Origin of the sequence: Aestuariimicrobium sp. p3-SID1156 (genome assembly GCF_025144225.1) — a bacterium.
Taxonomy (GTDB): domain Bacteria; phylum Actinomycetota; class Actinomycetes; order Propionibacteriales; family Propionibacteriaceae; genus Aestuariimicrobium.
The window spans coordinates 22355-35727 of the sequence record NZ_JALXXB010000015.1 but is presented as its reverse complement, the minus strand read 5'-3'; the positions used below and the strand labels follow the sequence as shown (position 1 = coordinate 35727).

The 13373-nt window shown below is 66.7% G+C and carries 15 protein-coding genes; 5 read left to right on the top strand and 10 right to left on the bottom strand.

Translation table 11 applies throughout. The features are described 5' to 3' along the window. Positions 1-22: 22 nt before the first annotated feature. The 5 genes from M3G03_RS12325 to M3G03_RS12305 form a co-directional block, all read right to left on the bottom strand. Complete coding sequence (locus M3G03_RS12325; RefSeq protein WP_259810389.1) at positions 23-1288, bottom strand: extracellular solute-binding protein; 1266 nt, start codon at positions 1286-1288, stop codon at positions 23-25. 115 nt (positions 1289-1403) lie between these two features. Then, positions 1404-2078 (bottom strand): hypothetical protein, encoded by a 675-nt coding sequence (locus M3G03_RS12320; protein WP_259810388.1) that lies wholly within the window; start codon positions 2076-2078, stop codon positions 1404-1406. 36 nt (positions 2079-2114) lie between these two features. Further along, positions 2115-3290 carry a DNA-processing protein DprA gene (dprA, locus tag M3G03_RS12315; RefSeq protein WP_259810387.1) on the bottom strand — a complete coding sequence of 392 codons (1176 nt, stop codon included), beginning with the start codon at positions 3288-3290 and terminating at the stop codon, positions 2115-2117. After that, the gene (locus M3G03_RS12310) at positions 3287-4801 is read right to left on the bottom strand and encodes a YifB family Mg chelatase-like AAA ATPase (RefSeq protein WP_259810386.1); all 1515 of its coding nucleotides are present in this window, start codon (positions 4799-4801) and stop codon (positions 3287-3289) included. The genes dprA and M3G03_RS12310 overlap by 4 nt, the downstream gene beginning before the upstream one ends. Beyond that, positions 4798-5163 (bottom strand): YraN family protein, encoded by a 366-nt coding sequence (locus M3G03_RS12305; protein WP_259810384.1) that lies wholly within the window; start codon positions 5161-5163, stop codon positions 4798-4800. Before M3G03_RS12305 ends, M3G03_RS12310 begins: the two co-directional genes overlap by 4 nt. A 171-nt stretch (positions 5164-5334) precedes the next feature. Here M3G03_RS12305 and M3G03_RS12300 point away from each other — a divergent pair, with 171 nt between their 5' ends. Genes M3G03_RS12300 through M3G03_RS12290 form a run of 3 tightly spaced genes read left to right on the top strand, consistent with a single transcriptional unit; the run spans position 5335 to position 8677 of the window. After that, positions 5335-6921, top strand: coding sequence for a circularly permuted type 2 ATP-grasp protein (locus M3G03_RS12300; protein ID WP_259810382.1), 1587 nt, complete (start codon positions 5335-5337; stop codon positions 6919-6921). After that, complete coding sequence (locus M3G03_RS12295; RefSeq protein ID WP_259810380.1) at positions 6915-7838, top strand: alpha-E domain-containing protein; 924 nt, start codon at positions 6915-6917, stop codon at positions 7836-7838. The genes M3G03_RS12300 and M3G03_RS12295 overlap by 7 nt, the downstream gene beginning before the upstream one ends. Further along, the gene (locus M3G03_RS12290) at positions 7838-8677 is read left to right on the top strand and encodes a transglutaminase family protein (protein ID WP_259810378.1); all 840 of its coding nucleotides are present in this window, start codon (positions 7838-7840) and stop codon (positions 8675-8677) included. Before M3G03_RS12295 ends, M3G03_RS12290 begins: the two co-directional genes overlap by 1 nt. Before the next feature lie 15 nt (positions 8678-8692). Here the strand turns inward: M3G03_RS12290 and M3G03_RS12285 are convergent, their stop codons facing one another. The 5 genes from M3G03_RS12285 to rplS all read right to left on the bottom strand — a co-directional run bounded on the left by M3G03_RS12285 (position 8693) and on the right by rplS (position 11571). Continuing rightward, positions 8693-9004 (bottom strand): DUF2469 domain-containing protein, encoded by a 312-nt coding sequence (locus tag M3G03_RS12285; RefSeq protein ID WP_259810375.1) that lies wholly within the window; start codon positions 9002-9004, stop codon positions 8693-8695. Beyond that, a complete protein-coding gene (locus M3G03_RS12280; RefSeq protein WP_259810373.1) occupies positions 9001-9642 on the bottom strand; it encodes a ribonuclease HII in 642 nt (213 codons plus the stop codon). The genes M3G03_RS12285 and M3G03_RS12280 overlap by 4 nt, the downstream gene beginning before the upstream one ends. Further along, positions 9642-10457: a signal peptidase I gene (gene lepB, locus M3G03_RS12275; RefSeq protein WP_259810371.1), complete on the bottom strand. Its 816-nt coding sequence runs from the start codon at positions 10455-10457 to the stop codon at positions 9642-9644. The genes M3G03_RS12280 and lepB overlap by 1 nt, the downstream gene beginning before the upstream one ends. Next, positions 10454-11143 (bottom strand): S26 family signal peptidase, encoded by a 690-nt coding sequence (locus M3G03_RS12270; RefSeq protein ID WP_259810369.1) that lies wholly within the window; start codon positions 11141-11143, stop codon positions 10454-10456. Before M3G03_RS12270 ends, lepB begins: the two co-directional genes overlap by 4 nt. Positions 11144-11223: 80 nt before the next feature. Continuing rightward, positions 11224-11571, bottom strand: coding sequence for a 50S ribosomal protein L19 (gene rplS, locus M3G03_RS12265; RefSeq protein ID WP_259810367.1), 348 nt, complete (start codon positions 11569-11571; stop codon positions 11224-11226). Positions 11572-11865: 294 nt separating this feature from the next. On the opposite strand from rplS, the gene M3G03_RS12260 reads away from it, so the two are divergent. Next, entirely contained in the window at positions 11866-12360 is a 495-nt protein-coding gene (locus M3G03_RS12260) for an RNA polymerase sigma factor (protein WP_259810365.1), read from the top strand. Beyond that, positions 12353-13324 (top strand): hypothetical protein, encoded by a 972-nt coding sequence (locus tag M3G03_RS12255; protein WP_259810363.1) that lies wholly within the window; start codon positions 12353-12355, stop codon positions 13322-13324. Before M3G03_RS12260 ends, M3G03_RS12255 begins: the two co-directional genes overlap by 8 nt. Positions 13325-13373 lie beyond the last annotated feature (49 nt).

Genomic DNA, 13373 nt, shown 5'->3' with positions numbered 1-13373 from the left:
TGTCACTGCCAGGACTGGCAGGTCACTTGAGCGAGAGCTCCTTGTAGGCGGTCAGGGCCTGCTTCCAGGACTCGTCGGGGTTCTTCTTCTCCACGTCGAAGCGAGTGATCGCATCGGCGACGACGGTGTTGATGGTGAAGAAGTTGGGTCCGACGAAGGGCTGGGTCTTGATGGCCTTGGCACGGTCGGAGAAGATCTTGCCCACCGGGGCGTCGTTGAAGAAGGGGTTCTTCTGATCAAGGACGGCCTTGTCGTCGAGCGCCTTCGTCTGGCTCGGGAAGGTGCCCTTGGTCTTGAAGGCCTCGATCTGCTGCTCGGGGGCGGTCAGCCAGGCGGCCAGTTTCTTGGCCTCCTCCACGTTCTTGCCCTGGGCGGGGACGGTCAGGTAGGAACCACCCCAATTGCCGCCACCACCGGGGAAGACGTTGGCGATGTCCCAGCCCTCGACGCCCTTGGCGTTGCCCTCGATGACACCGGTCATCCAGGCCGGGCAGAGCATGGTGGCGAAGCCGCTCTTCTGGAAGGCTGCGGTCCAGTCCTCAGACCACTGGCCCAAACCGGCCGAGAGGTCCTTGTGCTTCACGAGCTGGTCGTAAACGTTCTTCACATCGGTGTTGGACTCCAACGGCTTGGGTTTGCCGTCGGACTCCTCATAGGGGTTGGCGAGCTGCTGGATCATGCCGTTGTACAACCCGCTGGCGCCGTCGTACCAGGGGATCTTGGTCTTGGAGGTGAACTGCTTGCCGACCTCGAAATACTTGTCCCAATCGCCCTCGAGCAGCTTGGCGACCTCTTCGCGGTCAGTGGGCAGACCGGCCTTCTTGAACAGGTCAGCGCGGTAGCAGACCGCCTCAGGGCCGATGTCGGTGCCGTAGCCGAGGAGCTTGCCGTCCTCGAGGGTGGCGGCCTTCACCTTCCAGTCAAGCCAGCGATCCTTGAGGGCATCGTCCTTGAGGTCGGCGAACTTGGCGCCGTACTTGCCGAGTTCTGCGAACCAGGCAACCTCGACGCCCTCGACGTCGGCCAGCCCCTTACCCGCGGCAAGGCCGGTGAGCAGGTTCTGGCGAGCTTCGTCGGAGGTCGCGGCCTTCTTGTGCTTCACGACGACGTTGGGGTTCTGGTCCATGTACTTCTTGAACAGGTTGTCGTAGCCGAACTCGTTGAAGGTGGCGACGGTGAGCTCGATCTTGCCGCCCTCCTTCTTGCCATCCTCATCACCCTTGCCACAGCCGGTCAGGGCGAGTGATGCGGCCAGCAGGGTTGCCAGCGCAGTGCGCATCAGCTTCATGAAAGACTCCTTTGTGCTTTCCCGCACCCCCACCTCTGAGAGCGCTCTCAGGCACCATACCCCGGCAGGTGTCGGAGGCGCCAGAGAGGTGCTGTCAAATCGTCGACGCCGTCATCTATTCGTGATCTAGCGCCTCCACGTCGGGGCTTCCCGTACTCGTCGACGAGGTGGGCCTCGGCGTGCGCTCGCGAGGTGGCAGCCTGAGGCCGACCCGTTCCAGTTCCAGTTGTGCCAGGCGTCTGATGACCTCCGCGTCACCCTGTCGCCAGTCACCCACCGGGTCGCTGGACACAGCGGCGAGGTCCCTCATGGGGAGGTGCGCCATGGCCCGCAGCGCGAACAAGTCAAGGTCGGCGTCCTCGTCGATGAACTGCTGCCAGGTCTGCACCCCCTGCACGAAGGCCACACGTCGGGGGAGCCACAGCGCGACCATGATGAGGGCAGGAATCAGGAAGACCAGCACGCTGATGGTGTCAGCGGCCGAGGACACCGAGGAACTCTGGTGTTCGTACTGGCCCACGAGCTCCCACATCAGCCTGGAGAGGGTGCGGAAGGGCAGACCCATCGAATCGCCGACGCCAGGCACCTTCGCCAGGTTCCGCGAGATCATGTCGAGTTGGGTGATGACCTGTGTGAGCAGTTCCCCGCTGCGACGAGAGGGGGTGCCGACTGCGTCGATGACCCGGTGCGCCGTCTGTGCAGCCCACCAGCAGAGCAGCAGCCACAGCACGATTCCGATATCGGACGCGGCCTGCCACACGGCGCGCGTGCCTCGTGCGTAGAGCCGCATGGTGTCCTCTCCCTGGCGCCTGCCGTCCCAGCGTCCTCATCCTGCCGAACGCGGACGCCTGGCGCTGGGTTTCGGTCGAGTCACCCGCCACCTCCCGTCAGCCACCTCCTCGGCGAGGCCTTCCAGTTCCAGCATTCCCAACGCTGCCAAGACCTGCGGGTAGGGCAGCCCTGTCGTCTCAGCGACCGCTGCCGCAGCCATCCCCCCACGGCTCGGCAGCGCTTCGCGCACCAGCAGCTGGTTGCCCGTCAGGCCATCGGTGGGCCTATCGCCCTCACAGCCGGGGAGGGGGTCGGCCTCTATGGGCCCCAGCTCCGTCAGGACGTGTTCGGTGGTGGCCACCAGCGTGCCGTACTTGCGCAGCTGGCCATGGACACCGGCGGACGTGGCGGAGTAGATCGAGCCGGGGATGCACAGTAGCGGGCGTTGCATGGCCTCCGCCCAGTTGGCCGTGTTCAGGGCGCCGGAGCGGTGAGCAGCCTCCACCAGCACCACTCCCCTGCCCACCGCCGCGATGATCCTGTTGCGCGCGAGGAAGCCCACCTTGTGGGGACGGATGCCGGGAGCCACTTCGGCCACGACGGCACCTGCGGAGGCGACCCGATCCAGCAGGGCATGATTGCCTCGGGGATAAAATGAGTCCAGGCCATTGGCCAGGATGGCGACCGTCCTGCCACCGCTGGCGAGGGCACCACGGTGGGCCGCGGCATCAATCCCATAGGCCCCGCCCGAGACGACGGTGAAGCCTTCGGAGGCCAGCTCAGCACCGAGATCGCTGGCGACACGCTCGCCGTAACTGGTCGAGGCTCGAGACCCGACGATGGACACGGCCCGCTCGAAGGCCTGCCGGGGAGTCTCCTCCCCCACCCACCACAAGCCCAACGGCTGGCCCTGCATCTCGATCCCCTGCACAGTGCGCTTGATGCCGTCCAGGGGCGGGAGAGCCTGGGGCCACTGCGGATCCCCGGGGATGAGGAAATGGACTTCCTTGCCGTGCACCAGGTCCACGGTTCGTTCCAGATTGAGCGCCGCCGCCCGACGGGCCCACAGGGAGTTGCCGTCCTTGGATTCCCGCAGAGCGGTCCACACCTCTTCGACACTGTAGTGCTGGAGCTGTGCCAGCAACCCGGCGCTGGCCGGCTCGACGATCCCGGTCAGCGCCGCCCTGGCACGCCTCTCGTCGCTCCACAGATGTAGGTCGTCAACCCTCATGCCGCCTCTCCCTTTTCTTGGCGCATGGCGAGAGCTGTCGCGAGGTGGTCTGCGCTGACCCGGTCCCGGCCAGACAGATCGGCGACCGACCAGGCCAGGCGCCACACTTTGTCGATTCCCCGTGCAGTCAGTTGGTTGCGCCTCAGTGCGCGGTCGAGCATCTCCATGCCGGCCGGGAGCGGTAGCTGCCTCAGACCAGCGCCTGAGACCTCGGCGTTCGTCGACCATGGGGTGTCGCGCAGGCGTCGTGCCTGGCGAGCGCGTGCCTCGCGCACACGATCAGCGATGCTGGCCGAGCACTCGCCCAGTTCGACCAGCCGACTTACGCTGCGATGCTGCTGCCGCAGGTTCTGGTGGATGTCAATCCGGTCCAGAATGGGACCGCTCACCCGCTCCTGGTAGCGGCGAACCGTGTAGGGCTGGCAGCGACAGTGCTGGGTGGTGGAGCCCCAGTTGCCACACGGGCAGGGATTGGAGGCGAGCACCAGCTGGAACCTCGCCGGGAATCGCGCCCGCATCCCCGATCGGGCAATCAGTACCTCGCCGGACTCCAGTGGGGTTCTCAGGGATTCGAGTACCTTCGGCGAGAACTCCGGGGCCTCATCGAGGAACAGGACGCCCCGGTGGGCCAGCGAAATGGCCCCGGGACGGATGACCCTCGAGCCACCGCCGATCATGGCCACCGCCGACGCCCCGTGGTGCGGGTCGGCGAAGGGAGGCGTGTGTACCAGTCCCTCCACGGGCATTCCAGCCAGAGAGTGAACCGCCGAGACCTCCAGCGCTTCGCGGTCACTGAGCGGCGGCAGGATCGAGGGCAACCGTGATGCCAGCATCGTCTTGCCCACCCCGGGAGGTCCGCTCAAGGAGATGTGGTGGCGGCCCGCAGCGGCCACCTCCATCGCCCACCGGGCTTCAGGTTGTCCGATCACCTCGGCGAAATCGGGGACGCGGCCAGTCGCGACGGTGGCCCCCTTCTCCCCCGCGGGGACCTGGGCTCCAGCTGCTCCACGGAGCACCTGTTGGAACTCCTCCAAGGACCCCACCCCATAGAGCTTCACACCCTTCACCAGGGCGGCCTCGCGTAGCTGGTCCGCTGGCACGATGGCGGCGCTGAACCCGGCCTCGGCAGCAGCGATCAGGGCAGGAAGGAGCCCCAGGACGGGCCTGACCCGGCCACCGAGCCCAACCTCGCCCAGCATCACGGTGCGCTCCCGCAAACGTGGTGGCACGTGGCCCTCCGACCGCCACACCGCGGCGATGATTGCCAGGTCGTAGTGGCTTCCGCTCTTCGGCAGGGTCGCGGGGCTCAGGTTGATGGTCAGCAGGTGGTCCGGCCACGCGAGTTTGGAACCCACCACGGCAGCGCGGCAGCGATCTCTGGCCTCATAGAGGGAGGCATCGGGCAGGCCCACCAGCACCGTCCGTGGTAAACCGCCGCCGACGGCTGCCTCGACATCCACGATGCGACCATCCACGCCCACCAGGGCAACAGAATGCGCCTGTCCACTCATGACAGCGCCCTGACGTGGCTGATGCGCACACTCTGGCCATCGCGTAGGACTCCGATGGCATCGACGCGGACCCGTCCCACGCCAGCATGTGACCGGCGGTAGTGGATCGCGAGTTCTCGCAACTTGGTCTGCTTGGCCCAGGTGATCGCCTCCAGGGGCGTGCCGTAGCCCAGACCACTGCGCGTCTTCACCTCGACGAGCACCACCGTGCCCCCGGGGTCGCGTGCCACCAGGTCCACCTCCCCGGCGCTGCAGCGCCAATTACGCTGCAACACCTCCCAGCCCAGCGCGGTCAGATAGGCGGCAGCCTGCCCCTCGCCCCACTCACCCACCGCACGGCGCCCTGGTCCTCGCAATGCCATCCCGGTGCCTCCGTTCGACGTCCTCACGAAGGGTGATGGCCACGCCGACCTGAAATCACCTCGTTGTCCACAGGCCAACGACGTCTTCGAAGGCTGTCCACAGGGATGATCAGCTCGACCTTGTCGCGGGATGGTTCACAGCACCGGTGGCGAGGCAGTAGGTTTCACCACATGGAGGGACTGTTCGACGGCTACATCGCCCCGGAGGGCACCTACGACGAGATGTTCGTCGGCGACCAGGACAGCGTGCGGACGCCGAGCGCGCGGCTGAAGAAGCTCTTCGACTCCATGTCCATGGAGGAGATCCAGCAGCGGGCAGACTACATGTCCAATACCTACCGCAACCAAGGCGTGACCTTTGACATCGGCGGTGAAGAGCGTCCCTTCCCACTCGACATCGTTCCCCGCATCATCGCCGCCAAGGACTGGCAGGTCGCCGAGGACGGCGTGAAGCAACGGGTCAAGGCACTGGAGATGTTCCTCGATGACATCTATGGCGCTGGCCGTTGCTTCATCGACGGCGTCATCCCACGGCACGTGGTGACCACCTCAAGCTATTTCTACCGGCAGGCCTTTGGCATCACCCCTCTGAACGGCGTCCGCATCCATGTCGCCGGCATCGATCTGATCCGCGACGGTCAGGGCACGTTCCGCGTCCTCGAGGACAACATCCGCATTCCCTCGGGCGTCTCCTATGTGCTCACCAACCGCCGCGCCATGGGCTCGGGCGTTCCCGAGATCACCAGCAGCCACGCCATCCGCCCGGTCAGCGACTACCCCGCCAAACTGCTGGCCGCCCTCATCGCAGCCGCCCCGGCCGGCATCACCGACCCGACGGTCGCGGTCCTCACCCCGGGCCCCTACAACTCTGCCTACTTCGAGCATTCCCTGCTGGCCCGCATGATGGGGTGCGAGCTGGTCGAGGGACGCGACCTGGTCGCGCGTGGCGGCCGGGTCCTCATTCGCACAACCCAGGGCCTCAAGCCGGTGCATGTCATCTACCGCCGGGTGGACGATGACTACCTCGACCCGGTCTACTTCCGCCCCGACTCGGTGCTCGGATGCCCGGGCATCATCAACGCCGCTCGCGCCGGCAACCTCACCATCGCCAATGCGGTGGGCAATGGTGTGGCGGACGACAAGCTGCTCTACACCTACGTTCCCGACCTGATCCGCTACTACCTTGACGAGGAGCCGGTGGTCCCGAACGTCGACACCTGGCGGCTGGAAGACCCTGCCTCGCGTGAGGAAGTCCTGGACCGTCTGGACGAGCTCGTCCTCAAGCCAGTGGACGGCTCCGGGGGCAAGGGCATCGTGATCGGCCCTGCGGCCACCCGGGAGCAGCTCGACGAACTGCGCGCCACCGTCAGCAAGACCCCCCGCGGCTGGATAGCGCAACCCGTGGTCCAACTGTCCACGGTCCCGACGATGACCGAGCAGGGAATGCGCCCCCGGCACGTCGACCTGCGTCCCTTCGCCATCAACTCGGGCGAGGACGTCTGGGTGCTTCCCGGGGGCCTGACCCGCGTCGCGCTGGGCGAGGGGCAACTGATCGTGAACTCCTCCCAGGGCGGCGGCTCGAAGGACACCTGGGTTCTCAGCGGTGACGGTCGGCGCGGGCGCCTGGAGATCCGCAAGGCCCAGAACCGCAAGCCCTCCCCGCCTGCACCCAAACCCCAGTCCGAACCGGTGGCCCATGCCCCGCGGACGAAGAAGGAGCAGCAGGAACAGCAGCAGCAAGGAGTGGACCAGTGCTGAGCCGCATCGCTGAATCCCTGTACTGGATCGGCCGCTACCTCGAGCGCGCCGAGGACACCGCCCGCCTGCTGGAATCCCACGTCCAGACCTTGCTCGAGGACCCCATCACCGACGAGGGCACCGCCACCAGCCACCTGCTCGCCGTGATGGGCATCGAGGCCGAGGACGAGATGGGCTTTGATTCACTCGTCCAGATGCTGGGGTGGGACACCAGCTGTCGCGCCTCCATGGTGAGCGCCTTCTGGGGGGCGCGAGAGAGCGCCCGGCGTTCCCGCGAGGTGATCTCCGCAGACCTGTGGGAGGCCATCAACACCACGTGGAACATGGTGCGCAACAACCGTCTGCAGCGCCATCGCGCCCCCGAGGCCTGCCAGCTGATCCGCGAGCGCTGCGCCCTGATCACCGGGCTGGTCGACGGCACGATGGCCCACGACCAGGGCTGGCAATTCCTCATGCTCGGCAAGAACCTCGAGCGGGTCGACATGACCAGCCGCATCATCGAGTCCTCCATGATCAACCCCGATGAGGACGCCGCCTGGATGAATGCCACCCGGGCCTGCGGTGGGTACCACTCCTTCCGGCTCACCCATCGCGGCGTGGAAGACCCGCAGGACGCAGCCGAGTTCCTGCTCCTGGACCGCCTGTTCCCCCGTTCAGTGGTCTTCTGCCTGGACCGCGCCGAGCGGATCCTGATGCGTCTGGACTCCACCAGCGGGCTGGGGCAGTTGAGCGAGACCATTCGGGTCCTGGGCGCTGCCCGCGCCGACCTCGAGTACCGACCCCGCCAGGAACTGCTGGGCTCGGTCAGCGAACGCATGGCGTTGCTACAGACGGCCATCGCCAGCACGGACCTGGCGGTCGCCGACCGCTACTTCGACGTGGCCAACTCGGTCACCTGGCAGGCAGGAGTGCGCTGATGCTGCTGCGAATCACCCACCACACCGGCTACACCTACCAGGACGGGGCCACGGCCTCCTTCAACGAGGTCCGGATGTCGCCTCGCTCGACCCTGCACCAGCAGGTGTTGCACACCAAGGTCGACATCAACCCGTCGGCCTGGACTCTGGCCTGGACCGACTACTGGGGCACCTCGGTCACCAGCTTTGAGGTCCACGAGCGGCATGACACCCTGGAGGTGACCGCCACCTCCACCGTCGACGTGCGGCGCACCCCCTCCCCTGTCGAGGGCATCAGCTGGGACGCGGTGCGCTCGGAGGAGTTGGCCGACCAGCAAGCGGAATACCTTGCGATGACCGCCTCTGTGCGGCCCCCCAAGGACTTGGCCGAGCGAGTCACTGAGCTGGCTGCAGAGAGCGCCACCCCCGGAGAATGCGCCCAGGCGATCGTGGACCTGATCCACTCAGAGGTCGCCTACGTACCGGGTTCCACCGGCGTCCACACCCTGGCCGCCGACAGCTGGCAGGCGCGTGCCGGTGTCTGCCAGGACATGGCCAACCTCACGATCGGCTGCCTGCGCCATGTCGGCATCCCGGCCTGCTATGTGTCCGGATATCTGATGCCGACTGCAGACCCTGAGGTGGGACAGAGCTACAAGGGTGAGTCCCACGCCTGGGTGCGCTACTGGAACGGCGAATGGGTCGATGCCGATCCCGCGAATGGCTCAGTGCCCGGTGATCGCCACGTGGAGGTCGCCCGAGGGCGCGAATACACCGACGTCCCCCCGCTGCGCGGAGTGTTCACCGGGACCGGGGACTCGGAGATGTTCGTCGAGGTGGAGCTGACCAGATTGGCCTGAGGGCTGGGGCAACGGTTACTTGGCGTCCGGCACCTGAAGATCGGAGTGGACGATCTCCTCAATGGAGACGTCACGGAAGGTCAGCACCTTGGCCGACTTCACGAAACGTGCAGGCCGGTACATGTCCCACACCCACGCATCGCTCATCGAGACCTCGTAGTAGACGTCGCCGCCCTCGGTGCGCACCTTGAGATCCACGGCATTGCACAGGTAGAACCGACGCTCGGTTTCGACGGCGTAGGTGAAGATCGAGACGACGTCCTTGTACTCGCGATACAGCTCGAGTTCCAGCCGGGACTCATAGGCCTCAAGATCTTCAGTGCTCATGGTGCATTCACTCTAGCCGCAAGCCTGACGTTCTCGAAGCGCATCCGGTGGATGGGGCTGGGGCCGTGTTCCTCGAGTCGGGCCTGGTGTTCGGCAGTGCAATACCCCTTGTGGACCTCGAAACCGTAGTCGGGCCATGTGATCGCATGCTCGGCCATCATCCGATCCCGGGTGACCTTCGCCACGACGCTGGCTGCCGCCACACAGGCGGCCACCCGATCGCCCTTCCAGACGGCAAGACCCGGTGCGGGGAGTCCGTCCACGCTGAAACCATCAGTGAGGATGAAGCCGGGCATCGTCTGCAGCCTCATCAGCGCCCGACGCAGTGCTTGGAGGTCGGCGACGTGCATGCCCAGGCGATCACATTCCTCCGCCTCCACCGCCACCCAGGCAACGTCGACGGCCTTGGCCATGATCTCCTCGAAGCAACGCTCGCGCTGCAGCGCCGTGAGCACCTTGGAGTCGTTGAGTCCGGTGATACGCCGTGAGGGGGTGTCCCCCAGGACGACGGCGGCAGCAACGAGGGGACCGGCGCAGGCTCCCCGGCCGGCCTCGTCAGCCCCCGCAACGGGGCCGAGGCCAGCTCGCACCAGGGCTCGCTCGTAACCATAGATGCCCCGCCCGGGACGCACGGACATCAGCAGCCGACGCCCTCTGGCATGATCGTCGGCTTGTCGGGTGCTGCCTTCGAGGGAGCGGGGACCTCGGCAAAATTTCCCGGATTGCGCAAGTTCCCGACGCGGTCGAGCGGGGCCAGCCGGAACTTCGCGGGCCCCACGATGTTCTCCATGGGCACGAATGCCCGCATTCCCTGCGGCTCGCCGTCATTGGTGATCCTGGCCAGGTGGCATCTCGAGTCACGAGAGTTGTTGCGGTTGTCACCCATCGCGAAGAAGCGATCTCTGGGCACTACCACCTTGAACGGCACGGCAGCGGCGGGCAGGCCGTCCTTCAGGTAGGGCTCGTCGATCGCCACGCCGTTGACCTTGATCCTGCCGATCGGGTCACAGCACTCCACGGTGTCACCCGGCAGGCCGACCAGGCGCTTGATCAGGTGGGTGGTGGAGGTGTCCGGCCAGACACCGGCCAGTTCCAGGGCCCGGAGCAGTGGGGCAGGCTTCCTCGGTGTCCCGTCGACCCAGCCACCGGGATCCCGGAACACGATGATGTCACCGCGGTGAACATCCACTGGTTTCACCGCGAAGACCCTGTCGCCGACGTGGACGGTGTCCTCCATCGAGCTGGAGGGGATCACGAATACCTGACCCACCAGCGCGCGGAAGACCGCAGAGATGGTGAGCGCGATGAGAACGACGAGCAGGGTCTCCCAGACACCCATCCCGACCTTCTTCAGCAAACTCGGACGCTGCGCCGTCGCCTGGCTGCCGGTCTCCTCCTGCGGTTCCTGACCGGGCTCGTGGTCGGGCGGCGTGCTCTCAGGTGTGCTGCTCAACAGGCTGGGTCCTTCGCTGCTTCAATGATCGGGTCGCGCGGAGGCGTCGAACCCGGGGCAATCCCAGTGTAGGGCGCCGCGCCCCGGGCCAGATCCACGCGTGCCCACGGCCACCCAGCTGAGTACGACTTGCCGACGACTCGCTCCCGAGGGACCAGGGCGCCGCTTCCCAGACGGTGCAGGTAGCACTGGGAACTCGCCCCGCCTGGAGCATCCGTGGAGACGAAGTAGAAACCCTCGGGCACGACCACGCGGAAGAAATTGCCTCCTGTGGGGGGAGCCGGGGTGGCTGCCCCGTTGACCAGGACCCTCCCGTCCGCGCAACACCTCACCTCGTCACCCGGGACGCCGACGATCCGGGTGAGCATCCGGGTGCCCTGCGCCGGGGAAGCCAGGCGCAGCGAACGCATCGCGCGGTTCAGCCTGCTGCTGGAGTCCTTCCTTGCTCCGGCCCACTGCGGGTGGGGTTCGACCACAACGAGGTCCCCCCGCGCCAGCTTGTGGGCGTCCTTGACCCAGAGCCGCGTGCCCTCGGGAACCGCTGGCTGCATGCTGTCGTCGGCGACCAGCGGGCGCCCCGTCAGACCTGTCAGCGCAGTCGCCATGACGACGGCCAGCAGCAGCGCAGCGCAAAGCTCGAGGGCCACCATCAGGGGAACCCGTCCGCTCCGGCGCGTTTGCTGCACCGGACCAGCCTAGCCGGAAGAACTCGTCCCACGATGAGAATGGCCCCGTGGCACAAGCCCGGGGCCATCGAGAAGCGAGATCAGAACTCGCGCTTCTCCTTGATCTTGGCAGCCTTGCCGCGCAGGCCACGCAGGTAGTACAGCTTGGCGCGGCGCACGTCACCGCGACGCTCGACCTCGATGCGGTCAATGATCGGGGAGTGAAGCGGGAAGGTACGCTCAATGCCGGTGCCGAAGGAGACCTTGCGCACCGTGAACGACTCACGCGCGCCGCCGCCGGTGCGAGAGATCACCACGCCGGCGAAGACCTGAATACGGGAGCGGTTGCCCTCGACGACCTTCACGTGCACCTTGACGGAGTCGCCAGCACGGAACTCGGGCAGGTCGCTACGCAGCGACGCGGAGTCGACAGAGTCCAGAATGTTCATTGTTTTCCTCGTCAGTGCCACAGGTCACCTCGTCACAGTGGGTCCCCCGGTCGTCCGAACGGTCCCCCTGTGGCAGGAGTCGAACGACAAGTCGGGTGCACGAAGGCGCACCAGCAGGCAATTCTGTCACACTCACCACTGCCCTCCAAACCTGCGAGTGTGGCCCTGTCACGGAATGTGTCCAGCATCATGCAACCGGCTCCGCCAGTGACGCGTATCAGGGGCAAGTAACTCCTCCCAGGCCATGGCTGCTCGCGCAGCCAGGCACCACGTCGGACCAGGAAGAGGCAGCCGGTGGATGAAGCCACGTTCGACTCCTTCTACGAGTCCTCCTATCGCGGAGTGGTTGGCCACGTCTACGCCATGTGCGGCAACATGGCAGAGGCCCAGGACTGTGCGCAGGAGGCATTCGTCCGGGCGTGGGCCAAGCGACAGGAACTCGACCGCAGCCGCTCCCCCGAGGCCTGGGTGCGCACCGTCGCCTACCGACTCGCAGTGAGCCGCTGGCGCAAGGCGCGCCGCGCCTTCCGACAGCCTGATCGTGCCCTGGAGGATCGCCAGGCGGCCCAGCCCTCACCGGACCGCGTCGCCCTGGTCGACGCGCTGGCCCAGATCTCCCCCGAACAACGCCGCGTCATCGTGCTGCACCACCTCTGCGACCTGAGCATCGCAGAGATCGCCGAGGAGGTGGGCGCCCCCACGGGCACCGTCAAGGCACGGCTCTCCCGGGGCCGCGCCGCCCTCGCCACATTCCTCACCGACCCCAGGACGGAGCCCAGCCATGCCTGACAAGAATCCCTTCGACCCGCTTCGCGAGGAGGCCGGTGCAGTGCCCACTCCCCCAGCCAGCGAGATCCGGGCCCGTGGTGACCGGCGCCGCGCCCGCCACCAGGCCGCGCTGGCTGGGGCCCTGGGCGGCACGCTGGCCATCGCCGTCGCGGCCCTGGCGATCACCACACCCTGGGCCAACACCAGCCCCCACATCGCTGGCACCCCCAGCATCCCTCCGACCACGCCCACCAGCGCCAGCCCCAGCAACCCCACATCCAGCAACTCCACACCCAGCAGGACGACACCCCCCAGCCTCAGTCCCTCGCCCGTGACATCCGCGTCCACCGTCCCACCCTCCACGACCAGCACATCCAGGGCGCCAGCAGCCCCCGGCCCAACCTTTGCCAACCTGCCAGACGTCGAGCTGCTGTTCCCCCAGGGCTCGGAAGGCGTCCATATCTCGCAGTACGAGGGCATCGGCCAGGCCGCCAAGGGGATCTGTGACCAGGGCAACTACGGCGAGTACTCCTCTGTGGTGACCCGTGAGTTCACCGCAGACGGCCTCAGCCGCATCGTGCAGGTGTTCCAGTACAAGAGCAGCGAGCAGGCGGCAGAGGCAGCGGCCGCCATGGAGGCGGACGCAAGCTCCTGCGCCCAACGGCTCGAGGGCGACGACCGTTACCAGACCCCGCGTGACGACCCGAACCGCACGATGCCGTACAACAGGACCAGCCCCACCGGCGTGCGCGTGGAGAAGTTGAGCTACCGGATGACCCTGGCCCGCCTGGCGGGGAAGGACACCGGCATCTTCAACGAGACCACGGTGGTCCATGTCGGTAGACGGGTGGTGCTGGCGGTCGACACCTCGACGGGTCAGGACCGCAACTGCGAAGCGGCGCCTTCCGACGTGGTCTTTCAGTGCGAGGTGCCGGCAGCCATCAACCAGATCATCGCCCTTGCCACGAGGGACATGCGCTCCTGAACGGCACCAGGACGACGTAAGCCCCCGGGTCAACGCCCCGGGAGCTTAC

What these genes read in the sequence shown, in the direction of transcription:
- M3G03_RS12325 (WP_259810389.1), bottom strand. Translation starts at nt 1,288, where the DNA reads ATGAAGCTGATGCGCACTGCGCTGGCAACCCTGCTGGCCGCATCACTC.
- M3G03_RS12320 (WP_259810388.1), bottom strand. Translation starts at nt 2,078, where the DNA reads ATGCGGCTCTACGCACGAGGCACGCGCGCCGTGTGGCAGGCCGCGTCC.
- dprA (WP_259810387.1), bottom strand. Translation starts at nt 3,290, where the DNA reads ATGAGGGTTGACGACCTACATCTGTGGAGCGACGAGAGGCGTGCCAGG.
- M3G03_RS12310 (WP_259810386.1), bottom strand. Translation starts at nt 4,801, where the DNA reads ATGAGTGGACAGGCGCATTCTGTTGCCCTGGTGGGCGTGGATGGTCGC.
- M3G03_RS12305 (WP_259810384.1), bottom strand. Translation starts at nt 5,163, where the DNA reads ATGGCATTGCGAGGACCAGGGCGCCGTGCGGTGGGTGAGTGGGGCGAG.
- M3G03_RS12300 (WP_259810382.1), top strand. Translation starts at nt 5,335, where the DNA reads ATGGAGGGACTGTTCGACGGCTACATCGCCCCGGAGGGCACCTACGAC.
- M3G03_RS12290 (WP_259810378.1), top strand. Translation starts at nt 7,838, where the DNA reads ATGCTGCTGCGAATCACCCACCACACCGGCTACACCTACCAGGACGGG.
- M3G03_RS12285 (WP_259810375.1), bottom strand. Translation starts at nt 9,004, where the DNA reads ATGAGCACTGAAGATCTTGAGGCCTATGAGTCCCGGCTGGAACTCGAG.
- M3G03_RS12280 (WP_259810373.1), bottom strand. Translation starts at nt 9,642, where the DNA reads ATGTCCGTGCGTCCCGGGCGGGGCATCTATGGTTACGAGCGAGCCCTG.
- rplS (WP_259810367.1), bottom strand. Translation starts at nt 11,571, where the DNA reads ATGAACATTCTGGACTCTGTCGACTCCGCGTCGCTGCGTAGCGACCTG.
- M3G03_RS12255 (WP_259810363.1), top strand. Translation starts at nt 12,353, where the DNA reads ATGCCTGACAAGAATCCCTTCGACCCGCTTCGCGAGGAGGCCGGTGCA.